This is a genomic window from Bradyrhizobium sp. A5, from assembly GCF_042076515.1.
Taxonomy (GTDB): Bacteria; Pseudomonadota; Alphaproteobacteria; order Rhizobiales; family Xanthobacteraceae; genus Bradyrhizobium; species Bradyrhizobium cosmicum.
On record NZ_CP148990.1, the window covers coordinates 4,800,016 to 4,824,562 of the forward strand.

Sequence of the window (24,547 nt, forward strand, 5' to 3'; positions counted from 1 at the left end):
GTATCTTTTCAGGTCGCGTATCTCTCCATGACCAAGTCGCTGTTTCCCGGATTCGACGGGCTGATGAGCCTCTCCCGTCGCGAAGGCGTCGATGTCCGCCCGACGCTGCTGCGCGTGCTGACCGACCTCTATGTCCAGACGCGCGTCCACAGCGACGACGAACAGCGGCAATTCGTCGAGCTCGCCACACGATTGATCGACCAGGTCGACGATGCGACGCGCGCGGCCGTCAAGGCGCGGCTTGCGATTTATCCCTCCACGCCCGTCCCGGTGCTGCAGAAGCTCGGGCTCGTCGCGGCCCAGGAGGGCCGCAGGGTTCCGCTGGCGCGCGAAATCCCCGCACCCGCATCCGCCCCCTCGCCGGTCCGTACGCCGACCGACGCGGAATTGCGCATGGCCTCGAATATGGCGATGCAGCCGAAGGACGCGGCCGAGATCCACGACATGTTCTTCCGCGCGGATGCGTCCCAGCGCGCACTGATCCTGCAAAATCTGGCGCAGACCCCGCTGAAGGCCGCGCCGCGGATTCCGACCGTGCGCGCCAAGCGCGCGATCCAGATCCTGGAGATGGCGGCGATCGCCGGCGACATCGAGAACTTCACCTTCGAGCTCGGCGACAGCCTGATCCTGCCCTCGCGCGTCGCGGCGCAGATCGTCGACGACGCCGGCGGCGAAGCGCTCGCGATCGCCGCGCGCGCGCTCGACATGCCGAGCCCCAACTTCCAGCGCATCCTGCTGTTCTTCAAGCCGGAGATCGGCAACTCGGTGGATGCGGTCTACCGGCTGTCGCGACTCTACGATCGCCTCAGCGACCGTTCCGCGCTGGTGATGCTGGCGGCCTGGCGCGGCTCCACGCTCGCCGTCACGCGGGCGAAATATCAGTCGTCGCTGCACGACAGCGAACGCCAGCGCGCGCGTGCTGGCGCAGGCCAGACGCGGCCGGCCGTGCAGCCGGGCTCTGCGCCCGGGGTACGGACAGGCACCGACGGATCGTCGGATCGCTAGGTCTTCGCAAGGTCGAGGAAGTGACGCCCCGCGCGGTCTTCGGTCTCGACGATCCAGGCGTCGGGATCGAAGCGGACCTCCTTGGTCAGACGCTCCTCGACCTCGGGCTCCGGCATCGGCTGCGGGGTAAGCGGCACGAAGAAGCGATCGATCGGCCGGCCGTCGTCATAGGAGGTCTGCGGCGCCGGCACGTAGAGCATCGCACTGCCGTCGAGCAGCGCCACCTTCACGAACACCGCCCCCGCCTCCTCTGCGCCACGACGGCGCACGGCACCGTAGACGCCCTCGGTCTGGCACCGGCGCAGATAGGCTGAGACCCAGATGTTTGATTTCAAACGCATCAGCGCACGATAAGCCAGTGCTGCAATCAGCACCAGCCTTCAGGTCTGCGCGAACGCTATTCGACGGGATGGCCGATCGCGGCGCCGAGTTCGCGCAACAGGCGGTCGGACACCTGACCGGTGACCTGCATCTTGTGCTCGCGCTCGAACTTCTGGATGGCGGCCTGGGTCTCGCCGCTCATCGCGCCCGTGACCTTCAAATTGCCATAGCCGTATTCGGACAGCGCGCGCTGCACGCCGGCGATGCGCCGCGCGGCCGGGCCCTGTTGCACCGGGATCGGCGCCGGCGGGCGTGCGACGGCGATGGACGGCGGCGTCGACGTCGTGGCCTTGACCAGATTGGTCATGGGATCGCCCGCGCGCGGCGTCGACGCGGTCGCCTCGACGGGTTTTTCAGGCGCCTTCTCGGCCGGTTTCGGCTCGACACGAAACTCGGTCGCTTTCGGCTCGAGCGGCGAGGTATCGGCACCGACGGGGCGCGGACGCGGCAAGGGGTTCGACAGCGGCACCGACGATGGCGCGGGAAGATTGATCACGGTGCCGAACATCGGCGCGGGATGGCGACCAGTCTGGAGGAACAGCGCATTCGCAACGATCGCGCTGATCGCGGCAACGGCGACGAGGCCCGCCAGCGTGTCCTTGGGACTGTGCAGCAGCACCCGCATCACGAGGTTGCGCTCGGTCTCGATATCGACAGCCGCGGCCTTGGCGCCACGACGGCGCGGAGCGGCTTGGTCCTTGGCAGACTTCTTAGGCACTTTTCTTCACCAGAGCAGGTTGGTCGTGAAGTTGTTCCAGAGTTTCCTGACGCAGCGCCGGCGTCAGCGTCGCGATCTTGCTCTCTGTCGGCATTCCATCGGCAGGTTTGGCCTGCGGCGGCGTGTAAACGAGCGGCAGCTTGACGGTGACGGCGGTGCCCTCGCCGAGCCTGCTTTGTACCGTCAATTCGCCGAGATGCAACGCCACGAGGCTCTTCACGATCGACAGTCCGAGGCCGGTGCCTTCGTGACGGCGCTGGTAGGTCTTGCCGGCCTGGAAGAACGGCGCGCCGATGCGCTTGAGATCGTCTGGCGCGATGCCGACGCCGTTGTCGCTGATGCGTAGCGCAAGCTGCGAACCGGACACCGCGGCCACGACGGACACCTGGCCGCCGCGCTCGGTGAACTTGATGGCGTTGGCGACGAGGTTGAGCACGATCTGCTTGAAGGCGCGCGGATCGCCGGTCATGACGGGCAGGTCCTGCGGCGCGTCGGTGACCAGATCGACGCCGTTCTCGCGCGCTTTCAGCGCCAGCAGGTTGCAGCAATGCATCAGCGAGGCACGCGGCGCGAACGGCTCGGACGCAATCTCGAAATTGCCCGATTCCATCTTGGACATGTCGAGGATGCCGTTGACGACCGACAGCAGATGCTGGCCGGAATCGTTGATGAGCTGGGCGTATTCCTTGCGCTGGGCCGCGCTCAGCATCAAGGTCTGCTCCTGCGCGATCATCTCGGAGAAGCCGATGATGGCGTTGAGCGGCGTGCGCAGCTCGTGGCTCATGGTGGCGAGGAAGCGCGTCTTGGCGGCGTCGGCCGCTTCCGCGGCGCTGCGCGCCTGATCGAACGCCTGCTCGGACAATTTGCGATCGGTGACGTCGCGCATCACGCCGACGACCTCGGCCTCTTGCGCGGCATCACGGCCCGGATTCTGGTCGAGCGGGCGGCAGCGCATCTCGACCCAGATGAAATCGACCTGACCGCGCTCGGAGCCATCAGGCTCCCGCCGCAGCCGGAACTCGACGCTGCGCACGTCGCCGCGCGCGGCATCCGACAAGGCGGTGAGATAGGCGGGGCGATCGGCGACATGGACGCGATCGAACAGGCCATGGCCGAGCAGTTGCGCGACCGGCATGCCGAGCATGGCTTCCACCGCCGGCGAGATGAACTGCACCGCGCCGTTGCGCCGATGCCGGGAAATGACGTCGCTCATGTTGCGCGCCAGCAGGCGATAACGCTCCTCCTCGCGCGACAGCAGCGTGACGCTGGTGCGCGCGAGCGACTCCGCGCCGAAGGCGAGACCCGCGGCATAGAGCGTCGCCGACGCGACGCCAAGCGCCATCAGCACGCCGCGTTCTGCGGCGCTGGGGTCTGCGTGCGGCAACCAGCCGAACTGGCTGACGAGGATCAGGATCCCGGCGCAGGACAAGGCCAGCAGCGATGCAAAGGCCGCGACGCGGCGCGAGGCCGACAGCGCGGCCTCGAGGGGAACCACGACCAGCCAGACCGCGGCGAACGATTCGATGCCGCCGGTGGTGGCCGCAATCACCATGATCAGGCCGGCGAGCGCCAGCGACGACAGCACATGCGCGCCTTCATAACGGCCGGTGCGCGACAGGAACCACGACAGCATGATCGGCGCGATCAGCCAGGCGAAGGCGGCGACCTCGATCGCATTCGGCGCGCCACGCATGGCAAGATAGACGGGAAATGCGGCAAAGGCGGCCAGGCTTCCCAGAAGCCGCGGCGCCATGAAGGCACGATGGCGCGCTCGCGTCAGCGCATCGTAACGCGCGGAGGGATGCAGCAGCGCATCGAGACAATCGCGGATGATACTCAAAACTGTCACGGGTCTCGCGCTTCGGCTCATTCGTCGAGAAGACGCGCCGGAACGCCTCCTTATCGTTGAGCCACCGTGTCAGAGCGACCTTAAACGAGTGCTAAGGCGGATGGGTCTGCCGCCGGACACCGTGTCATCGCGAAGATTTTTAGACAATTTGACGACGTCATCATCGGGGATGGTGAACACAGGGTTTCACCGTCCCCCTCATGGTTTCGAATTGGTGGATGAGGGACCCCGGCAGAATCACGGGCGCGGGCGTCAACCGAAAATTTACGAGACCGGCGCTTGCGAAGATTTTTGCGTCAATTTTCCGCGAATTAAGCGGAAGGCAATCACTTGCGATTTATCGAGAGTTGCTAGGTCCGATGCGCTCTGCGGGAATCGCCGCGGCGGGATCTAACATACAGGTCGACAAGATGCGCTTTCTGCTCCGCATCACATTCTGGCTCGGGCTGGTGCTGGTGCTCCTGCCGCGGGACAAGACACCCGAATCGGACAAGCTGCCGCAGATCGGCGCTGCCGACGCGGTGCAGGCTGCGACCGCGGCCGTCTCCGACATGACCCAGTTCTGCAAGCGCCAACCGGCGGCCTGCGAGGTCGGCGGACAGGCCGCGACCATCATCGGCCAGCGCGCGCAGGACGGCGCGAAGAAGATCTACCAGATCATCAACGACAAGAAGGATCAGCTCGAGAAGACCGACAAGAAGGCGCCCGACCACACCGGCTCGATCGCGCTGGCCGGCGAAGGCGATGCCGCATCGAACGAGATGCAGCACGAGACCCTGACCCAGGACGACCTCGCGCTGGAATGGCGCGGCCCGCAGCCCGCGAATTAGGCTTCAAGCCCTATCGATTTCGCGGCCTTGCGTCCCTATATTTGGCGGGAAGCGGGAACCTTGGGCCAGCATGACGACGATCGACGAAATCAGGGATAATTTCGAGATTCTGGACGAGTGGGACGACCGTTACCGGTACGTCATCGAGCTCGGGCGCACCTTGGAACCGATGGCCGAGGCGGAACATTCCGCCGCCAACAAGGTGAATGGCTGCGTCAGCCAGGTCTGGCTGCAGAAGCTGGTCGATCGCAGCAATGGCGCGCCGATCCTGAAGTATCGCGGCGACAGCGACGCCCATATCGTGCGCGGCCTGGTCGCGATCGTGCTCTCGCTCTATTCGGGCCGCACGCCGCAGGAAATTCTCGCGACCGATGCAATCGCCGTGTTCGACGAGTTCGGCTTTCGCGATCATCTGACGCCGCAGCGCTCCAACGGCCTGCGCTCGATGGTCGAACGCATCAAGACCGACGCCAAAGAGGCGCTCGCGGAAGCTTCCTAGGAATTTACTTCCGCTTCCGCTGCTGTTGTCCCAATCCCATCTGCTTCGCCAGTTGCGAGCGCGCCACCGCGTAGTTCGGCGCGACCATGGGATAGTCGGCCGGCAAGCCCCATTTGTCGCGATATTGCTCCGGCGTCATGTTGTACTGGGTGCGCAGATGGCGCTTCAGCGACTTGAAGCGCTTGCCGTCTTCGAGGCACACCAGATAGTCCGGCGCGATCGACTTCTTCAGCGAGACCGCGGGCTTTGCCGGCTCGAGCGGCACGGTCTCGGCGCGGCCTGTCGAGACCCGCACCAAGGCGCCGTGCACCTGGCTGATCAGGTTCGGAATCTCGGCGGCCGGCGTCGGATTGTTGCCGACATAGGCCGAGACGATGCTCGCCGTCAGCTCGATGAAATTCTTAGCCCCGGCATCCGACATGGGCCCGACCTTTCCTTAAACGCTGCGTCTCATGGCAAAGACGCCACCAAAGCATTTTGTGTCGACGAGAGGTTCGGCTGAAACAGGACGACTGACGAATATGAGCTGATGACCGACCGTGTGACAAGAACGGTGGCGCTTTGATCGAGCGCAGGCTTCAGCCGCCCCGCTGGTCGAGATGGGCGCGCAGCTCGTCGATCGAGGCAAAGCGCATCATGCCTTCCGGCATCTGCGCTTCGATCGAGCCGTCGGAATAGAGCGAATAGGCCATGCCGTCGACGACGCCGGACTTGAGCACCGTCACGGGTGGCTGATCGACCGCCGGTGCCGGGTCGGGTACAGGCGACGACGGGGCCGCTTCCGCAAATATCGACGGCGAGCGCTGAGGCGGGCGGCGCGAAGCGGCCGGCGGCTCCGGTGGACGCATGCGGTCCGGCTTCGGCCAGGCATCGTCGAAGCTCGCCGGCGGAATCTCCGGGACGGCCGCTGCCGCGGGCTCTTCAGGAGGCGTCGGCGAACCATCGGACGCCTTCGACTCCGCGCGCTCGCGCTCCTTGCGCGACGTCGAGGCGAACATCAGGTTGCGGCGGCGTGGCGGCTCCGGAGCCGCAGGGGGCGTTGGAGCTTCCGGCTCCGGCGGCGCCTCGACGCGCGGACGCTCGCGCGCGCTGGCTTCGCCCAGCCAGGGCGGCGGACCCGCGGCGGGTGGTTGCGGCGGGGCCGATGGTTCGATCCTCCCGGCGGGCGCCGGCTCGGGCGCACCAGGCACCCCGAGGGCCGGCAGCACCGGCCTGACGCGCACCTCGGGCGCCGCGGCGGATCCGGCCAGCCGGCGGGCGATGCCCTTCAGTTCCACGACGGCGGTATAGAGGCCGGCCAGTAGCATTCCAGAGCAGACGGCAATTGTGCCGGAGATTATGAGGGTGCTGCCAACGCTGAAATCCCTGTTGGCGTAGCCAAACAGGATCGCAAGGAGGCCCGCCACAACGGCGAAAATCCCAGCGATCAACAATGCCAAGGTCATCGAACTCACCCCCGGCCGCGCATCCACACGCGACACCCGTCGCGGCACGATACCGTCATACGGTGTTCCTCGCCAACGGCGAATTGCACCCTGCGTTCCTAAGGGAAGGAAATCAGGGACTTATTCACATTCCCTTCAGCTACGGCTCGCTACTGCTAATGCACTCCGAGTTGCAAGGATTTGCTGCGTCGCATCAGGAATTTAGCCATAATGCCCAATTACTTGGTAATGGAACTGCGCTATAGGAATTCTGGGGAAGTGGCCCGCGCGCACCGGCAGGGCCAAGAGGGGATTCCGGGTCACCAATAGCCATGACATCCATCACGACTTCGGCGATCGACACGCCTCTTCGGCGCTCGGTTGAACGGACTTGCGACGATCTCGCCATGCTGGTGCTGGCTGCGGTCGCCATTACCGCAGGCTTGACCTTCCGCGACTACGGGCTCGGTTGGGACGACTACACCCACGCTGAATATGCCGACCTGTTGCTGCGCTTGTTCGGTTCCGGCTTCAGGGATACCGCGGCGCTCTCCTTCGCCAACCTCTATATGTACGGTGGCGGCTTCGACATGGTCGCGGCCCTGCTGCACAAGGTCATTCCGCTCGAGCTGTTCGAGACGCGACGCCTGCTCGGCGCGATCGTCGGCGTGGTTGGACTTGCGGTGACGTGGCGGCTCGGCCGCCGCATCGGCGGACCGCTTGCCGGGCTCGCGGCGCTGCTGTTGCTCGCGCTCTGCCCGATCTTCTACGGCCACATGTTCATGAACCCGAAGGATGCGCCCTTCGCGGTGGCCATGATCATCCTGATGCTTGGCCTCGTCCGGCTCGCCGAAGAATATCCAAAGCCCTCGCCGCGCACGATCCTGATAGTCGGCCTCGGTGCGGGCCTGTCGATCGGCTGCCGCATCCTCGGCGGGCTTGCGCTGGTCTACGCCATGGTCGGCTTCATCCCGCTGTTCCTGGAGGAGTTGCGCACTGAAGGCGCCCGCGAGGCGGCCCGCCGCTTCGCCCATGTCGCCTACGTGCTGCTGCCCGGCCTCGTGTTCGGCTATCTCGTGATGGGCCTGATCTGGCCATGGTCGATCATGGAGCCCGGCAATCCCTTCGAGGCGCTGACCTACTTCTCGCACTTCTTCGAGAAGCCCTGGAAGGAGATGTTCGACGGCGCGATCGTGTCCGTGCCCGACATGCCCTGGTCCTATCTGCCGACGCTGTTCGCGCTGCAATTGCCCGAGGTGATGCTGGTCCTGATGGGCGGCGCCGTGGTCAGCACCTTTGCCATGCTGACGCGCCGCGAGGTTCCGGCGCGCCGCAAGACCGTCATGCTGATGCTGACGCTCGCGGCCACGCTGCCGCTCGCGATCGCGATGGTGAAACGGCCGGCGCTGTACAACGGCATCCGCCATTTCGTCTTCGTGATCCCGCCGATGGCGGTGCTCGGCGGCGTCGCCTTCGCCTGGACCATGGAGCGCCTGCGCACCAACCACCGCACCTGGCAGCCGGTCGTGCTCGCGACCTTCTGCTTTGGCCTCGCGCTCCCGCTCGCCGAGATGATCCGGCTGCATCCCTACCAATACACCCACTTCAACCACATCGCCGGCACCGTGCGCGGCGCCGACAGCCGCTTCATGCTCGACTATTGGGGCCTCGCGCTGAAGCAGGCCTCGGACGAGCTGCGTGAGCAGATCATCGAGCGCCAGGAAGTGGCGCCCAACAATCGCAAGTGGAAGGTCGCGGTGTGTGGTCCGCAGCGCCCGGCGCAGGTCGCGCTCGGCCCCGACTTCACCATCGGATGGGATTCCAACGCCGCTGATTTCGCCATGACGCTCGGCGAGTTCTATTGCAAGGGCCTCACCGCGCCCGTGATGGTCGAGATCAAGCGCGACGACGTCGTGTTCGCCCGCGTCTACGACATCCGCGGCCGTAGCATTTCCAGCCTGCTGTCGATCCCGGCGCCGTAATTATTTTCTCCCTGAACCGTAGCCCGGATTTTGCGAAGCGAAATCCGGGACCTTTGTCGTGGCCCCCGCATTACGCTGCGCTCCATGCGGGCTACGCTTGGCTGCTGCGATTTGACCGCCTTGCCGCCGACCACCGCCAAGACTAGGCTCTCGCTCCGCAACAACTGGGTTCGGAGAGATCAGCAATGTCACCAGCAGAAGCGCGCCTGAGGGAAGTGCCCTCCAACATGACGGAGGCCGAGTGGCAGCAACGGGTCAATCTCGCCGCCTGCTACCGCCTCGTCTCGTTGTACGGCTGGGATGACCTCGTCGACACCCACATCTCCGCCCGCGTGCCCGGCCCCGAGCATCACTTCCTGATCAACCCCTACGGGCTGATGTTCGACGAGATCACGGCCTCCAGCCTCGTCAAGGTCGATTTGCACGGCAACCAGCTCTCCGAGAGCGAGTACAGCATCAACCCGGCCGGTTTCACCATCCATTCGGCGATCCACGAGGTCCGCGAAGACGCGATCTGCGTGCTGCATCTCCACACCCTCGACGGCACCGCGGTGTCGAGCAGCGCCGAAGGCCTGCTGCCGCTGAACCAGACCGCCCAGCTCGTCACCCACGACCTCGCCTATCACGACTATGAAGGCATCGCGCTCGATCACGACGAGCGGCCGCGGCTGCAGAAGGACCTCGGCGACCACAACCACATGCTGCTGCGCAATCACGGCACGCTGACGGTCGGCCGCTCGGTCGCCTCCGCCTTCGAGCGCATGTACCACCTCGAGCGGGCCTGCTCGATGCAGGTGCGCACGCGCGCGCTGGGCACGCCGGTCTATCCGGTCGACCACGTCGCGATCGACAAGAACACCGAGCTGCTCGCCAACCGCGACCGCGCCGAGCTGCGCGCCACGAAGCTGGTGTGGCCGCCGCTGCTGCGCAAGCTCGACCGCGAGCTGCCGGGTTATCGGTCTTGAGATTTACCGGATTTGGTTTAGGGTAGCGTTCAACGAACCTCTACGCCTTTTGGAATGAAACGCCGCCCAATTCTGGGCGGCGTTTTTGTTTGAAGCCGCTTCGTAGGGTGGGCATAGCGCCGTGCCCACCATCTTGCGGCTCGCCTGGGAAGTGGTGGGCACGCTGCGCTTTGCCCACCCTACGACCCAACGGCACCGTGCCTACCTCACCTCCGCCAGCGCGGCGAGGATGCGGGCCCAGGAGCGGATGCCCTTCTGGAAGCTGCGGAGGTCGTACTTCTCGTTCGGCGAGTGGATGTTGTCGTCGTCCAATCCAAAACCAACCAGCAGCGAGTCCAGCCCCAGCGTGCGCTTGAAGTCGGCGACGATCGGGATCGAGGCGCCCGAGCCCATCAGCACGGTCTCTTTGCCCCATTCCTCCGTCAGCGCCTTGCTGGCGGCCGCAAGCGGCTTCATGTTCCAGTCGAGCGCGACTGCGGGCGCGGCGGAATGGTCGCCGAATTCGACCTTGCAATCACCAGGAAGCCGCGCCGTCACGTAGTCGCGAAACGCCTTGCGGATCTTCTGGGGATCCTGCCCTTCGACCAGACGGAACGAGACCTTGGCCGAGGCATGCGACGGGATCACCGTCTTGGAGCCCTCGCCGATATAGCCGCCCCAGATGCCGTTGACGTCGCAGGTCGGGCGCGACGAGGCCTGCTCGATCAGGAGCCGGCCCTTCTCGCCGGCCGGGATCGATAGGCCGATCGGCTTGAGGAACATCTCGGGCGTGAGATTGAGCTTCTTCCACTGCTCCAGGATATCGGGCGGCAGGTCCTTCACGCCGTCATAGAAGCCCGGAATGGTGATGCGGTTGTCGTCGTCGAACAGGCCGCCGAGAATTTTGGTGAGCACGCGGATCGGGTTCATGGCGCTGCCGCCGAACACGCCGGAATGCAGATCGCGGTTGGCGGCGGTGATCTTCAGCTCTTCATACAGCAGGCCGCGCAGCGAGGTCGTGATCGCGGGCGTGTTGCGGTCCCACATGCCGGTGTCACAGACCAGCACGTAGTCGGCCTTGAACTCGTCCTTGTTGGCCTCGATGAACGGCACGAAATTCTTCGAGCCGACCTCCTCCTCGCCCTCGATCAGGAAGGTGACGTCGATCGGCAGCGAGCCCGTCACCTTCTTCCAAGCGCGGCAGGCCTCGACAAAGGTCATCACCTGGCCCTTGTCGTCCTCGGCGCCGCGCGCGACGATGATCTTGCGGCCGTCGGCGTGGTCGGTCACGACGGGCTCGAACGGCGGGCGGTGCCAGAGATCGAGCGGATCGACCGGCTGCACGTCGTAATGACCGTAGAAGATCACGTGCGGCCGTCCGCCCGCTCCGGTTTTGCCGACGATCGCGGGATGTCCCGCGGTCGGCCTCACTTCGGTGGCGACGCCCAGGCTTGCGATATCCCTGGCGAGATGCTCGGCCGCGGCCTTGCAGTCGTTGGCAAAGGCCGGATCCGCGGAGATCGACTTGATCCGCAATAGCGAGAACAGGCGCTCCAGGCTGTTGTCGAAATCCTTGTCGATGTGGTCGAGCACGGATTGGAGCTGCGCATTGGCCATGGTCGTATTCCCTGCTTCTGAGTCTTAGGAAGTACCGGGTTTTAGCGCCGCCGCGGGCTCGGAGCCAGCCGCAACCGACGGATGCCGGATGTGCCATGCGAGGGTACCTGCGAGAACGGCGGTCGCGGCGAGGTTGTTGCCCCAGGCCTGGAAGGCATTGGGAAACCACGGCAGCGCCAGCAGCATGAGGATTCCGGCCGCGCCCAGCGCGAGCCAGGTCCCCAGCCGCACATTCGCCCGCTCGTCGAAGGCGGCACGATGCATCAGCACCGTCATCGGGAAGAACAGCCACATGAAGTAGTATTGGCGTGCCAGGGGCGAGGCCACCGTCATCAGGCAGAACAGGATGCCGAGCTCCTCGGCATCCGAGCGCGCCGTTCGCTTCGCTTGCGGTGGCATGACCGCGACGAAGCCGAGCCCGAGCAGCGCCGACAGCGCCAGCACGATCCAGTTCGCCGTCTTGTAGTCGACGTCGATGACATTCATCGTGCGCGGCGGTTTGTTGGGATCTTCCTGATTGTAGTTGATCGGCCGGACCAGACGGTGCGTGATGGCGATGAGGGACTGGTTGACCCATGACCAGTTCTGCTCGTCACGCTGGCCAAAACCCTTTTCCGAGCTCGAGCCGACCATGCCCTGATACCAGGTCTTGAGTTCGGCCGCGTTGCGCTCGAAGCCGCGGATCGGCGCCGGCGCGATATAAAGAAGGATGCCGGTGAAGGCGACCGTCGCGACGGCGGCGGTCCACTTCCGCCGCCAGACCAGATAGGGCAGCACCGCGATCGGAAACACCTTGATCGCGGTGGCGAGCGCGAACACGAAGCCTGCGAGCCAGGAGCGCTGATGCTGCAAGCACCAGAAGCCCCAGAGCATCATCGCCAGCAGCACGAGGTTCGGCTGACCGAGGTCGAACATGTCGAACACGAAGGTCACGGTGACCAGGGCCGGCAGCGCCTCCAGCCATGGGCCGGGCCAGCGGCCCGATCCCGTCATGGCATTGGAGAACATGCCGGTGTACCACCACGCCGCCGCGTTCAGGATCGACAGCACGACATAGAGCGGGATCTTGCCGAACCAGCTCGGGATCGCCAGCAGGATCGCCGGCAGCGGTGGATAGATGAACTCGAAATACTCGCGGACATCGCCCGGATAGAGCGGCCCGCCATCCAGGACCTGCTGTCCGGCCCAGTACCACAGCCCGTAATCCTTGGTCTTGCCGTGGCCGAAAATCTCGGGAACGAGCACGTCGGCAGTCAACAGGACGCAGCAGAACAGAAAGAGCAGGTCGAGCGGCGCGCGCAACGACAGCTTTCTGAGCGCGCCGGATTTGGGGTACGGGTCGGTTGAGGTCACAATGTGGTCCAGTCAGGGAACACAGGACCTAGCAGACCGACAGACGCTTGGAGAGCCCCCCTCACCTGAATTTGTACCGGCCGCCCGCTCGACCTCTTCGCGGAAGCGGCCGCAGTTGCGGGCGAATTGCCTCAAACAGGGCTTCCTGCCTACCTCCGCAGCAGCCCGCCGAGCGCGCCGCGGACCAGCGTGCGGCCGATCGACCCGCCGAGCTGGCCGCCGACCGACTTGCCGAGATTGGCGGCCATACCCCCGATCACCTGGTTGGTCACCGACCGCGTCACGTCCCGCGCGATGACCTGGCCCGCCGACAGGCGGCCGCGCTTGACATTGGTGCCGAAGATGGTGCCGACGATCGAGCCGATCTGGCCGAGGATGCCGCCGCCGCTTGCGCCCGCAGGAGCATCCGCCGTCGCCGCGGTGCCGGCGATGCGCTTCTGGATCATCTCGTAGGCGGACTCTTCATCCACGGCGGTGTCGTATTTGCCCTTCACCGGGCTCGCATCCATGATCGCCTTGCGCTCTTCCGGCGTGATCGGTCCGATGCGAGCCGATGGCGGCCGGATCATCACCCGCTCGACCATGGTCGGCGTGCCGTTGCCTTCGAGGAAGGACACCAGTGCCTCGCCCTTGCCGAGCTCGGTGATCACCTTGGCGGTGTCGAGCTTCGGGTTGGGCCGGAAGGTCTGCGCCGCTGCGGCGACCGCCTTCTGGTCGCGCGGGGTGAAGGCACGCAGCGCATGCTGCACACGGTTACCCAACTGCCCGAGCACGCGGTCGGGGACGTCGATCGGGTTTTGCGTGACGAAATAGACGCCGACGCCCTTGGACCGGATCAATCGCACCACCTGCTCGATCTTGTCCAACAGCGCCTTCGGCGCATCGTTGAACAACAGGTGCGCCTCGTCGAAGAAGAACACCAGCTTGGGCTTCGGCAGGTCGCCGGCCTCGGGTAACTCCTCGAACAATTCCGACAGCATCCACAGCAGGAATGTCGCGTAGAGCCGTGGACTCTGCAGCAACTTGTCGGCGACGAGGATGTTGACCATGCCGCGGCCGTCGCGGTCGGTCTTCATGAAGTCCTTGAGCGACAGCGCGGGCTCGCCGAAGAACTTGGTGCCGCCCTGGTTCTCCAGCACCAGAAGCTGGCGCTGGATGGTGCCGACGGTGGCCTTGGTGACATTGCCAAATCCCTGCGCCGCCTTCTTGATGGCGGCAAGCGGGCTTTCCTCGGCATCCGCTGCCTTCTTGCCGGCATCCGGCACGATGGCATCGAGCAGCGCACGCAAATCCTTCATGTCGATAAGGGTCAGCCCGTTGTCGTCGGCAACGCGAAAGGCGACGTTGAGCACTCCTTCCTGCACATCGTTCAGGTCGAGCATCCGCGCCAGCAGCAGCGGCCCCATCTCCGTGACGGTCGCCCGCACCGGATGGCCCTGCTCGCCGAACACGTCCCAGAACACCGTCGAGAACTGGTCGGCCTGGAACGTCAACCCCATCTCGGTGGCGCGCTTGACGATGAAATCCTTGGCCTCGCCGACCTCGGAGATACCGGAGAGGTCTCCCTTGATGTCGGACGCGAAGACCGGAACACCGGCACGCGCAAATCCTTCCGCCATGACTTGCAGCGATACCGTCTTACCGGTTCCGGTTGCACCGGTGACGAGGCCGTGGCGATTGGCGAGCGCCAGCGTCAGCCACGCCTGCTCGTCTCCCTTGCCGACGAAGATCTTGTCGCCGGTGTCGCCGAGCTTGCTGTCCTGAGCCGTCATTTATTCTCTCTGATCTCTCTGCCGTGTTTCGCATATTGAAACGCGAATGCACCTGTTCCGCAGTTTAACGCATGTCGCGTGCCGATTGAAACCGTTCAACGTGCCCCAGCATGCGACATTGCCGGAAACATCGGCATGGCATCCGCCGAAAGTAGGAACGACGCATTCGCACCGCGGCAATTTTACGCCGATTCCATCTCCGCTCTTGCATCGTTGCAACACCTTTCGCGTCTTCGAGAATGAATCGGAACGTTGGCCGCGTTCATCGCTTGTATTTCACATCACACCGGCTCAAGATCATTTTCGAAAGCAATACTCCGGGTGCAAACCGGCTGAGGGGCGGGCCTTATGGACGAACTGATCGGGCGGCTGGCGTCAAACGCCAGCATAGATAGTGCTGTCGCTGAAAAGACCATCGGCATTATCCTGGGCTTCCTCCGCAACGAGGGACCTTCCGACAGCGTGCAGACCCTGATCGATCAGATCCCCGGTGCTGAAGCTGCGATCGAGGCGTCCAAGAGCGGCGGTGGATTGTCGCGACTGATGGGCGGCGGTCTGATGGCTGTCGGCACGCGCCTGATGGGCCTCGGACTTGGCATGTCCGAGATTAAGACCATTGCCCGTGAACTTTTCCGCTACGGCCGAGACAAAATCGGAGCGGATCAGATGGGCAAGATCATCGCGGGGACGCCGGGCCTCAGCCAATTCGCCTGAGCGACGCTTTTCATATCGAGTATCATGACATATCCGATCTCCGAGATTGAGGGCCTGCCGGCCTTTGCCGCCAACAAGTTGAAGGCGCAGGGAATCCGCACGACCGACGCGCTGCTCGAGGCGGCCTCTACCGTGAAGGGCCGCAAGGCGCTTTCCGCCAGGACCGGTATCAGCGAGCAGCTGCTGCTCGAATGGGCCAACGTCTCCGACTACATGCGCATCCCCGGCATGGGCCGTGCCAAGGTCGGCCTGGTTCGCGCCGCCGGCGTCACCACCGTGCGCGAGCTCGCCTATCGAAATCCGGCAAGGCTCGCCCAGAGCATGCGCGAAGCCAACGAGAAGAAGAAGCTCGTCCGCATCCTGCCTTCCGAGAAGTCGGTCTGCGACATCATCGCCAAGGCGAAGAAGCTGCCGCCGAAGATTACGTATTGATCCAGGGATGAAGCTGACCAGATGGGGCACTGCTACTCCCAGGTCGTCATTGCGAGCGTAGCGAAGCAATCCAGAGTCTCTCCGCAGCGGCAGCCTGGATTGCTTCGCTACGCTTGCAATGACGGGGTGTGGGCAGGAGCATAGCCCCTCACGGGCCCCGGGAGCGCATCGAGCCGACCGGATCGCTCCCTAATCCCGCCTTGAATCCCCCCTCCCCGACCGCTAAAGCGGGCGGCATGAACGCCTCGCCATCCCCATCCGTCCCCCAGGCTGGCTCGGCCGGGCCTGATGTGCTGCGGACATTGCTGGAACGGCCGATCCCGGCAGTGATGGGCGTGCTCAACGTCACCCCGGACTCGTTCTCCGACGGCGGCGAGTTCATCGCGCCCGCGCCGGCGCTGCAGCGGGCAAGGGCGATGATCGATGCCGGCGTCGACATCATCGACATCGGCGCGGAATCGACCCGGCCCTACACGGGCGCCCGGCCGGTCACAGCGGCGGACGAGATCGCCCGGCTGAAGCCGGTGCTGGCCGACTTGGTGGCGCTCGGCGTGCCCGTGTCGATCGACAGCATGAAGGCGGAGGTCGTGGCTTTCGCACTCGACCAGGGCGTTGCGATCGCCAACGACGTCTGGGGCCTGCAACGCGACGCGGCCATGGCGCCGCTGGTCGCCGCCAGGAGCGTCCCCGTCATCGTCATGCACAACCGCGACAACGTCGATTCCGCCATCGACATCGTCGCGGACATGAAGACGTTCTTCCTCCGCTCGCTGGATATCGCCGCCAAAGCCGGCATTGCGCGCGAGAAGATCGTGCTCGATCCCGGCATCGGCTTTGGCAAGACCGCCGAGCAGAGCATGATCGCGCTGGCGCGCTTACGCGAATTCGACATGTTTGGCCTGCCGATCCTGGTCGGCGCCTCGCGCAAGCGCTTCATTGCCTCAGTGTCGCCGTCGGAGCCGAAAGAACGGCTCGCCGGCTCGATCGCCGCGCACCTGATCGCCGCCCAGCGCGGCGCCAAGATCATCCGGACCCACGATGTCGCCGAGACCTTGCAGGCCCTGCGGGTGGCGCACGCAATCGAGAGCAAGCAATGACCGATACGATCTTCGTGACCGGCCTGTCGATCCACGCTCGCCACGGCGTGATGGATCACGAAACCGAAGTCGGCCAGCGCTTTATCATCGACCTCGAACTCTATACCGAATTGTCGGAGCCTTCGCGCAGCGACCGGCTTTCCGATACGGTGTCCTACGCCGAGGTCGTGGCGACGACGACGGCCGCATTCAAGAACACCAACTACAAGCTCTTGGAGCGCGCGGCCGGCGCGGTCGCGGACGCCATCCTGTCGCACTTCCCGCGCATTCGCGCCGTGAAGATCACCGTACACAAGCCGCATGCGCCAATCGCCGCAATCTTCGACGATGTCGGCATCATGCTGACGCGCTCGCGGCATCCCTGAGATGGCGAGCGTCCTCATTGCGCTCGGCGGCAATGTCGGCGATGTCCGTGCGACGTTCGGAAAGGCGATCGCGCATGTCTGCGGCATGACGCAAGGCGTGCTGGTCGCGCGCTCCTCGGACTATGCGACGCCGCCCTGGGGCGACGAGGACCAGGATCCCTTCATCAACGCCTGCGTCGAGATCGAGACCGGCCTCGATCCGCACGCGCTGCTGTTCGTGCTGCAGAGGGTCGAACAGAAATTCGGCCGCACGCGCACCAAGGAGCGGCGCTGGGGTCCGCGCACGCTCGATCTCGACATGATCGCCTATGACGATGTGTCCATGCAGAAGCCTGATCTGACCTTGCCGCATCCGCGCCTGTTCGAACGCGCCTTCGTGCTGGTGCCGCTCGCCGAAATCGCGCCCGACCGTATGATCTCGGGCATTCGTGTCCGCGACGGGCTCGCCAGCGTCTCGACGCAAGGCATTGAGCGGCTTCCGGATACCGGTTAACCAAAAACAACCGTTTGCAGCGACGCCCGGCCGTGGCAATTTCGCCTGCGATCAAGAAGATGTTCGGGAGCCCCTCGCCGCATGACCTCCGTGACTGACGACCTGCCGCTGGCGGCCGATTTTCCCAAGGCGACCGTCGAAGACTGGCGCAAGCTGGTCGATGGCGTGCTGAAGGGCGCGCCGTTCGAGAAGCTGGTCGGCAAGACCTATGACGGGCTGAAGATCGATCCGCTCTATCCGCGCGCCAAGGGCGTTGCCGCCGTGGTCGGACGGGCCGCGGCCGCGCCGTGGCAGATCGTGCAGCGGATCGACCATCCCGATGCGGCAGCGGCGAATGCGCAGGCCTTGCAGGATCTCGAGAACGGCGCGACTGGACTTGCGCTGGTATTCGCCGGTGGCACTGGCAGCCATGGCTTCGGCCTGGAACCGACGGCCGATGCCGTCGCAAGGGTCTTGAAGGACATTCATCTCGACGCCGGTATCGGTATCGAACTCCAGATCGGGCCGCAGTCGCGGATGGCCGCGATCCATGTCGCGGAATACGTGAAGAGCAACGGTCTCGATCCCGCCGCCTGCAACATCCGCTTCGGGCTCGATCCGCTGGCGGCCGGCGCGGTGTGGGGCGACAGCCCTTATACCTGGGACGAGATCGTTCCCGCCGTCACCGGCGCGATCAAGGGCCTCGCCGCGCTCGGCTTCAAGGGACCGTTTGCCTCCGCCGACGGACGCGTGATCCACGATGCCGGCGGCTCCGAGGTGCAGGAGCTCGCCTTCGTGCTCGCCTGCGGTGTCGCCTATTTACGCGCGATCGAAAGTGCGGGCGTTCCGCTGGAACAGGCGCAGGGCATGATCTATGCGCGACTCTCTGCGGATGCCGACCAGTTCCTGACCATGGCGAAATTCCGCGCGCTGCGGCTGCTGTGGGCGCGGATCGAGACCGCGTGCGGGCTCACGCCAAAGCCGCTGTTCATTGCCGCCGACACGGCCTGGCGCATGCTGACGCAGCGCGACCCTTACGTGAACATGCTGCGCGCGACCATCGCGACATTCGCGGCGGGCCTTGCCGGCGCCAATGCGATCACCGTGCTGCCGCATACGCTCGCACTCGGCCTGCCCGATCCGTTCGCGCGGCGAGTGGCCCGCAACACGCAACTCCTGCTGCTGGAGGAAAGCAATCTCGCCAAGGTCAGCGATCCCGCGGCCGGCGCCGGCGGCATCGAGACGCTGACCGCGCAGCTTTGCGACGCCGCCTGGGCGCTGTTCCAGGACAGCGAGAAGGCCGGCGGCGCCTTCGCCGCGCTTCAGCAAGGCGTGTTCCAGAGCAAGGTCGCGGCCACGCGGAAAGCGCGCGACGCCAACATCGCAAAACGCCGCGACGTGCTGACCGGGGCCAGCGAGTTTCCCAACCTGCATGAGCGCGAGACGGCCGTGCTCAAGATGGCGCCGGTCGCGCTCGCACCTTACGGCGAGCAGAAGTACAAGTTCGATCCGCTGCCTCCGATCCGGCTGGCGCAGCCGTTCGAGGCGCTGCGCGACAAGTCGGATGCAGCGTTGAAGGCGCGTGGCACGCGGCCAAGCGTGTTCCTTGCCAATCTCGGCACGCCCGCCGATTTCACCGCGCGCGCGACCTTTGCAAAAAGCTTCTTTGAGGCTGGCGGCATCCAGGCCGTCGACAGCGAGGGCTTTGCCGATCCGGCCAAGCTGGCGGCCGCGTTCAAGGCTTCGGGCGCGGAGCTTGCCTGCCTTTGTTCCAGCGACAAGGTCTATGCGGAACACGCAGAAGCCGCGGCGAAGGCCCTCCAAACCGCAGGCAGCCAACATATCTATTTGGCGGGCCGCCCGACTGATGCCGAGGCCGCGCTGCGTGCGGCCGGCGTCACGGGCTTCGTCTTCGCTGGTGGCGATGCGCTTGCGACGCTGCAGGACGCCTATCGCCGAATGGAGCAGGCATGACCGAGGCCAGCAAACCCGTTCTCACCGGCGGCTGCCAGTGCGGCGCGGTGCGCTTTGCCCTGACGGCAGCACCGGACAAGGTTTCGATCTGCCATTGCCGGATGTGCCAGAAGGCGAGCGGCGCACCGTTCGCCTCCTTCGCCGACATCAACCGGACCGACTTCGCCTGGACCAAGGGCCAGCCGTCGTTCTTCCGCTCCTCCTCGATCGCCGATCGCGGCTATTGCGCCGCCTGCGGCACGCCCCTGAGTTTCGGCCGCATCGACGGCGAGCGGATCGAAATCATGACCGGCGCCTTCGATCGCCCCGACCGGCTGGTGCCGACCCGGCAATACGGAACGGAATCCCGGCTCGGCTGGGTGGTCGGAATCGCCAATCTGCCGAGCCAGACCACGCAGCAGAATTACGGACCGGCGAAGATGGCGACCATCGTCAGCCATCAGCATCCAGACCATGATTGAGCGCCCAATGCGCCACCCTATGATATGGTTGAAACCATGAGCCGCATTCCTGACTTCGCCGACATCGCCTTCGAACGGATCACAACCGCGTCTCCCACGGGCAGCGCCGAGCCGTGGCTGACGCCCGAGGGCATTCTGGTGAAGCCCGCCTATGGCGAGGCTGATCTGGCCGGGCTCGATTTCCTCGAGACCTATCCGGGCATCGCGCCCTTCCTGCGCGGGCCCTACCCGACCATGTATGTCAACCAGCCCTGGACCGTCCGGCAATATGCAGGCTTCTCCACGGCGGAGGATTCCAACGCCTTCTACCGCCGCAACTTAGCTGCCGGTCAGAAGGGCCTTTCGGTCGCCTTCGATCTTGCCACCCATCGCGGCTATGACTCTGATCATCCGCGCGTCGGCGGCGACGTCGGCATGGCCGGTGTGGCCATCGACTCCATCTACGACATGCGCACGCTGTTCGCGGGGATTCCGCTCGACCAGATGAGCGTGTCCATGACCATGAACGGCGCGGTGCTGCCGATCCTCGCGCTCTATGTCGCCGCGGCGGGCGAACAGGGCGTGCCGCCGGAAAAGCTATCAGGGACGATTCAGAACGACATTCTGAAAGAGTTCATGGTGCGCAACACCTATATCTATCCCCCTAGCCCCTCGATGCGGATCATCTCGGACATCTTCGCCTATACCTCGCAGAAGATGCCGAAATACAATTCGATCTCGATCTCCGGCTATCACATGCAGGAGGCCGGCGCGACGCAGGACCTCGAGCTCGCCTATACGCTCGCCGACGGCGTCGAATATCTGCGTGCCGGCATTGCCGCGGGTCTCGACGTCGACCGCTTCGCCCCGCGGCTGTCGTTCTTCTGGGCGATCGGCATGAACTTCTTCATGGAAGTCGCCAAGCTGCGCGCCGCGCGCCTCTTGTGGGCGAAGCTGCTGAAGCCGTTCAATCCGAAGGACCCGCGCTCGCTGTCGCTGCGCACGCATAGCCAGACCTCGGGCTGGTCACTGACCGCGCAGGACGTCTTCAACAACGTGATGCGCACCACGGTCGAGGCGATGGCGGCAACGCAAGGCCATACCCAGTCGCTGCACACCAATGCGCTCGACGAAGCGCTGGCGCTGCCGACCGACTTCTCGGCGCGCATCGCCCGCAATACCCAGCTGTTCCTGCAGCAGGAGAGCGGCACCACCCGCATAATCGATCCCTGGGGCGGCTCGTATTACGTCGAGCGCCTCACACGCGATCTGGCGGCCAAGGCGTGGGGCCACATCCAGGAGGTCGAGGAACTCGGCGGCATGGCGAAGGCCATCGAGGCCGGCGTGCCGAAGCTGCGCATCGAGGAGGCCTCGGCCAAGACCCAGGCGCGCATCGATGCCGGCAAGCAGGCGGTGATCGGCGTCAACAAGTACAAGCCGACCGACGAGGCGCCGATCGACATCCTCAAGGTCGACAACACCAATGTGCGGCGCCTGCAGATCGACAAGCTGGCGCGGCTGAAGGCCGAACGCAGCCAGAAGGACGTCGACGCCGCGCTCGCTGCGCTGACGCGCTCGGCCGGCGAAGGCAACGGCAATCTGCTCGCGCTCGCGATCGACGCGGCGCGGGCGAAAGCAACCGTCGGCGAGATTTCGGACGCGATGGAAAAGGTGTTCGGCCGGCACCGCGCCGAGATCAAATCCATCACCGGCGTCTACAAGCGGGAGGCGTCCAGCATGGGCAACCGGGTCGAGAAGGTTCAGGCGCTGATCGACGCCTTCGAGGAGGCCGAGGGCCGCCGTCCGCGCATCCTGGTCGCCAAGATCGGCCAGGACGGCCACGACCGGGGCCAGAAGGTGATTGCGTCCGCGTTCGCCGACATCGGCTTCGATGTCGACATCGGGCCGCTGTTCGCGACCGCCGATGAAGCCGCGCGACAGGCGGTCGAGAACGACGTCCACATCCTCGGCGTGTCCTCGCTCGCCGCCGCCCATCTCACCGCGGTGCCGGAGCTGAAGGCCGCGCTGAAGAAGCAGGGCCGCGACGACATCATGATCATCGTCGGCGGCGTGGTGCCGCCGCAGGATTACGACGCGCTCTATGCGGCCGGGGCCGAGGCGATCTTCCCGCCCGGCACCGTGATCGCGGACGCGGCCGAGGAGCTGATCCACAAGCTGAATACGCGGCTCGGGCATAGCGAGGCGGCGGAGTAAGTCCGCCGCAACGGGAACCCGCTGTCCGGGGTCATAGGCCTCAACGTAAAGCCGGGGGCTAGCACGGTCGCAGCGCGGCCGGACAGTTTCGGCAAACCTCCACAACCACCACCTTTCCGAGCATGAGGAATATTTTCCCGCGTAGATTCACGCAACCTTAACTTGTAATACGTACTTCTACGGGCGTGAATGGGAATTCGGCAATGCGCCCCGCAAGCGTGCCTTTGGCGTCACAACACCTTTCCGGAGGGGTCTGTGACCACCAGCTCGATCAACCAAAGCTGATCGGAGATTCGGCGCACAGCGCCGTAGGCGTGCGACAGTCGGTAGTGGATTCCATCGAAATGCAATCTTCTTTGGCTTTTCTCGATAGCGAAGTCGTCTCCGCCTGGAAGTTGCTCAAATTCAACTGGAGCCTTCTGGCATGCATAGCCGGCGTCGTGCTGGCGTGGCTTGTCGCGACCCGGTTTTATGTTGAGCCCTCGGGCTATGTCGTGACTTTCGCGTTAGCAGCGCTCTACCGGCGGATCGGACTGCGCAATGCCCTATCGGCTACGCACGCCAATCCGAGAGTATTTCTCTCTCTCATCGCTATCGGGCAGATGTCGTTGGCCATACCCGTGATGCTTACCTTGAGCTACGCGGCCGCCTCTATCAACCTTCCGCTACAGGATGCCCGTCTGCTGGCTTGGGACCGCGCGCTGGGATTTGACTTCAAGAGCCTTCTCGATTTCACCAATCGTCACCCTGAACTCATCCCCGTTCTGGCACGATCTTACAGTTCGATCACCGTTCAGATGATCATGGCAGTGGTCCTTCTACCCATTGCCGGATACTATCGACGCGGCGCCGAGATGATATGCGCCTACGTACTCGCACTCATGGCGACAAGCTGCATTTCGGCTCTCGTCCCCGCCATCGGCGTCTACCATGTGCTGGGTTTGCAGGCCTCCGATTTTCCTTACTTCGAACCTGCCGGTTACTATGACACCCTGCGCGACGCGCCGCTCGTACGTGCAGGAGTTCTTCAAGAATTGCATCTGACGCAGCTCGTGGGCGTCTGCACGTTTCCGAGTTTCCATGCTGCAGCCGCAATCCTCTATATGTGGTCATTCTGGCCATTGCGCTGGCTCAGACCAATTGCCATTCCCTGGAACGTCGCGATGATTGCGGCGACTCCGCTGGGAGGAGGCCACTATCTGGTCGACATGCTCGCTGGTGTCGCGGTGTCAACTGCAGCCATTGCTGTCACGGCATCAATAAGCGCGGCCTGCTCGCAAGGCCGGGCTCAGTCTGCAAGCGACCGAGTCGCAGCTACGAAATCTCCGAGCATTGCAAGCCTACAGACATAGCGATCGCTAGATCTGCTTCCTGCGCCACCGCCAAGCTTTCCTCGTATCACTCAACTTCGCCGCGAGGCCATTAACAGAATGGCACACCTTTGATTGTATCGAAGATATCATGCAATCTCAGGATTATTACGATGAATCTTGGAACTATCATTACTTGGAGCCTGACAATCGGCGCAGGCATCCTCGCGCTGATCGTCGGCAAGTCGCAAGGATTCAACCTGAATATTGGTGGTTTCGCGCTTGAAGGTCTCGGCCTTCTGGTTCTCTGCCCGCTCGCGTTCGCACTATATGGAGTTCTTAGACCGGGCTTCGCGCTTCTCATCCTGCCATTCCACGCATTTGCGCAGTTCTCGGCGTTCAATGTCGCTGCTTGGCTGCTTCAATTTCCACTTGCGAGCCTCAATCTCCCAGCGATCGACCAACCCCTGATCTGGTTCGACGGGATATTGGGGAACAATTGGTTGGCGCATTTTGAATTGATCAACTCCGACCCGACTATGTGCGGGATCGTCGCGCTGATCTATCGTGCTCTTCTGTTCCAGGTCCCGCTTGCCTGTGCGATTGTCGGCTCACTTGATCCGCGACGCCTGCGCATATTCATCCTCGCAAACACGCTCTCGCTCTCACTGACACTCGCCGTAGCAACGCTATGGCCTGCGGGAGGGGCCTTCGTTGCCTTCTTCAAGCCGCCGTACGCGGTGTCGATGGCCGCACAATTCGTCGCAGTCCGCGACGGTAGCCTGCGCGCGCTAGATCCAGAGATCATCACGGGCATCATCGCCTTTCCCTCGTATCACACGATCCTCGCAGTCCTCATCGGACTTTCTTTTCGCGGTTTCCCTCGACTATTTCCATTCGTCGCGGCTTTCGAATTTGCGATCATCTTCAGCGCCCGTTCGATGGGCGGCCACTATTACGCCGACATTCTCGCGGGCATCCTAATAGCGTGCGCGGCGAACTGGGCTGCCGAACGGATCACGGACAGGGCGGCAGGGAGCGGCATCGCCGCCAGCCGAGAGAGCGCCATCAGAAGCGCCAAACACGGACGCGTCGATCCGGCACCACGTGGCACGGCGCTGAACTGAGGCAAGCGCTTCCGTGGCGGAGATACAT

Annotated in this window: 23 protein-coding genes; 15 read left to right on the top strand and 8 right to left on the bottom strand. The window is 64.4% G+C overall.

Features of this window, described 5'->3' with window-relative positions; translation table 11 throughout:
- The first annotated feature begins 27 nt into the window (after positions 1–27).
- Positions 28–1,005, top strand: a complete 978-nt coding sequence (locus tag WHZ77_RS23005) for a DUF2336 domain-containing protein (protein WP_375310030.1) — start codon at positions 28–30, stop codon at positions 1,003–1,005.
- Here WHZ77_RS23005 and WHZ77_RS23010 read toward each other — a convergent pair.
- Genes WHZ77_RS23010 through WHZ77_RS23020 form a run of 3 tightly spaced genes read right to left on the bottom strand, consistent with a single transcriptional unit; the run spans position 1,002 to position 3,974 of the window.
- The gene (locus tag WHZ77_RS23010; protein WP_143844198.1) at positions 1,002–1,346 is read right to left on the bottom strand and encodes a DUF1491 family protein; all 345 of its coding nucleotides are present in this window, start codon (positions 1,344–1,346) and stop codon (positions 1,002–1,004) included. The two genes, WHZ77_RS23005 and WHZ77_RS23010, sit on opposite strands and share 4 nt — an antisense overlap.
- Positions 1,347–1,402: 56 nt before the next feature.
- Entirely contained in the window at positions 1,403–2,104 is a 702-nt protein-coding gene (locus tag WHZ77_RS23015) for a peptidoglycan-binding protein (protein WP_375310031.1), read from the bottom strand.
- Complete coding sequence (locus tag WHZ77_RS23020; RefSeq protein ID WP_375310032.1) at positions 2,097–3,974, bottom strand: PAS domain-containing sensor histidine kinase; 1,878 nt, start codon at positions 3,972–3,974, stop codon at positions 2,097–2,099. Before WHZ77_RS23020 ends, WHZ77_RS23015 begins: the two co-directional genes overlap by 8 nt.
- Before the next feature lie 389 nt (positions 3,975–4,363).
- Between WHZ77_RS23020 and WHZ77_RS23025 the strand changes: the two genes are divergently transcribed.
- Positions 4,364–4,783, top strand: coding sequence for a DUF5330 domain-containing protein (locus WHZ77_RS23025; RefSeq protein ID WP_375310033.1), 420 nt, complete (start codon positions 4,364–4,366; stop codon positions 4,781–4,783).
- A gap of 70 nt (positions 4,784–4,853) precedes the next feature.
- Entirely contained in the window at positions 4,854–5,282 is a 429-nt protein-coding gene (locus WHZ77_RS23030) for a SufE family protein (RefSeq protein ID WP_375310034.1), read from the top strand.
- A 4-nt stretch (positions 5,283–5,286) separates the two neighbouring features.
- Here the strand turns inward: WHZ77_RS23030 and WHZ77_RS23035 are convergent, their stop codons facing one another.
- Complete coding sequence (locus WHZ77_RS23035; RefSeq protein ID WP_375310035.1) at positions 5,287–5,703, bottom strand: MucR family transcriptional regulator; 417 nt, start codon at positions 5,701–5,703, stop codon at positions 5,287–5,289.
- 157 nt (positions 5,704–5,860) lie between these two features.
- A complete protein-coding gene (locus WHZ77_RS23040) occupies positions 5,861–6,727 on the bottom strand; it encodes a DUF308 domain-containing protein (RefSeq protein ID WP_375310036.1) in 867 nt (288 codons plus the stop codon).
- 311 nt (positions 6,728–7,038) lie between these two features.
- Between WHZ77_RS23040 and WHZ77_RS23045 the strand changes: the two genes are divergently transcribed.
- Positions 7,039–8,688: a glycosyltransferase family 39 protein gene (locus WHZ77_RS23045; protein WP_375310037.1), complete on the top strand. Its 1,650-nt coding sequence runs from the start codon at positions 7,039–7,041 to the stop codon at positions 8,686–8,688.
- Positions 8,689–8,873: 185 nt separating this feature from the next.
- Positions 8,874–9,653: a class II aldolase/adducin family protein gene (locus WHZ77_RS23050; protein ID WP_375310038.1), complete on the top strand. Its 780-nt coding sequence runs from the start codon at positions 8,874–8,876 to the stop codon at positions 9,651–9,653.
- Positions 9,654–9,854: 201 nt separating this feature from the next.
- Here WHZ77_RS23050 and WHZ77_RS23055 read toward each other — a convergent pair whose 3' ends face one another.
- From WHZ77_RS23055 to WHZ77_RS23065, 3 genes are all read right to left on the bottom strand, one after another.
- The gene (locus WHZ77_RS23055) at positions 9,855–11,249 is read right to left on the bottom strand and encodes a M20/M25/M40 family metallo-hydrolase (RefSeq protein WP_375310039.1); all 1,395 of its coding nucleotides are present in this window, start codon (positions 11,247–11,249) and stop codon (positions 9,855–9,857) included.
- 24 nt (positions 11,250–11,273) lie between these two features.
- The gene (locus WHZ77_RS23060) at positions 11,274–12,602 is read right to left on the bottom strand and encodes a glycosyltransferase family 87 protein (protein WP_375310040.1); all 1,329 of its coding nucleotides are present in this window, start codon (positions 12,600–12,602) and stop codon (positions 11,274–11,276) included.
- A 149-nt stretch (positions 12,603–12,751) separates the two neighbouring features.
- Positions 12,752–14,374: a helicase HerA-like domain-containing protein gene (locus WHZ77_RS23065; RefSeq protein WP_375310041.1), complete on the bottom strand. Its 1,623-nt coding sequence runs from the start codon at positions 14,372–14,374 to the stop codon at positions 12,752–12,754.
- 348 nt (positions 14,375–14,722) lie between these two features.
- Here WHZ77_RS23065 and WHZ77_RS23070 point away from each other — a divergent pair, with 348 nt between their 5' ends.
- The 10 genes from WHZ77_RS23070 to WHZ77_RS23115 all read left to right on the top strand — a co-directional run bounded on the left by WHZ77_RS23070 (position 14,723) and on the right by WHZ77_RS23115 (position 24,519).
- On the top strand, positions 14,723–15,088 hold the full coding sequence (locus tag WHZ77_RS23070; protein ID WP_375310042.1) for a DUF2267 domain-containing protein: 366 nt from the start codon (positions 14,723–14,725) through the stop codon (positions 15,086–15,088).
- A gap of 24 nt (positions 15,089–15,112) precedes the next feature.
- Entirely contained in the window at positions 15,113–15,520 is a 408-nt protein-coding gene (locus WHZ77_RS23075) for a DUF4332 domain-containing protein (protein WP_375310043.1), read from the top strand.
- Positions 15,521–15,756: 236 nt separating this feature from the next.
- Positions 15,757–16,617, top strand: a complete 861-nt coding sequence (folP, locus tag WHZ77_RS23080) for a dihydropteroate synthase (RefSeq protein ID WP_375310044.1) — start codon at positions 15,757–15,759, stop codon at positions 16,615–16,617.
- A complete protein-coding gene (folB, locus tag WHZ77_RS23085; RefSeq protein ID WP_375310045.1) occupies positions 16,614–16,982 on the top strand; it encodes a dihydroneopterin aldolase in 369 nt (122 codons plus the stop codon). The genes folP and folB overlap by 4 nt, the downstream gene beginning before the upstream one ends.
- 1 nt (position 16,983) lies before the next feature.
- Positions 16,984–17,475 (top strand): 2-amino-4-hydroxy-6-hydroxymethyldihydropteridine diphosphokinase, encoded by a 492-nt coding sequence (gene folK / locus WHZ77_RS23090; RefSeq protein ID WP_375310046.1) that lies wholly within the window; start codon positions 16,984–16,986, stop codon positions 17,473–17,475.
- An 81-nt stretch (positions 17,476–17,556) separates the two neighbouring features.
- Complete coding sequence (locus WHZ77_RS23095) at positions 17,557–19,428, top strand: methylmalonyl-CoA mutase family protein (protein ID WP_375310047.1); 1,872 nt, start codon at positions 17,557–17,559, stop codon at positions 19,426–19,428.
- A complete protein-coding gene (locus WHZ77_RS23100; protein WP_375310048.1) occupies positions 19,425–19,889 on the top strand; it encodes a GFA family protein in 465 nt (154 codons plus the stop codon). The genes WHZ77_RS23095 and WHZ77_RS23100 overlap by 4 nt, the downstream gene beginning before the upstream one ends.
- Before the next feature lie 36 nt (positions 19,890–19,925).
- Entirely contained in the window at positions 19,926–22,082 is a 2,157-nt protein-coding gene (scpA, locus tag WHZ77_RS23105) for a methylmalonyl-CoA mutase (RefSeq protein WP_375310049.1), read from the top strand.
- Between the two features lie 329 nt (positions 22,083–22,411).
- Positions 22,412–23,434 (top strand): phosphatase PAP2 family protein, encoded by a 1,023-nt coding sequence (locus WHZ77_RS23110; RefSeq protein WP_375310050.1) that lies wholly within the window; start codon positions 22,412–22,414, stop codon positions 23,432–23,434.
- A 131-nt stretch (positions 23,435–23,565) separates the two neighbouring features.
- Complete coding sequence (locus WHZ77_RS23115) at positions 23,566–24,519, top strand: phosphatase PAP2 family protein (protein WP_375310051.1); 954 nt, start codon at positions 23,566–23,568, stop codon at positions 24,517–24,519.
- The last annotated feature ends 28 nt before the right edge of the window (positions 24,520–24,547 follow it).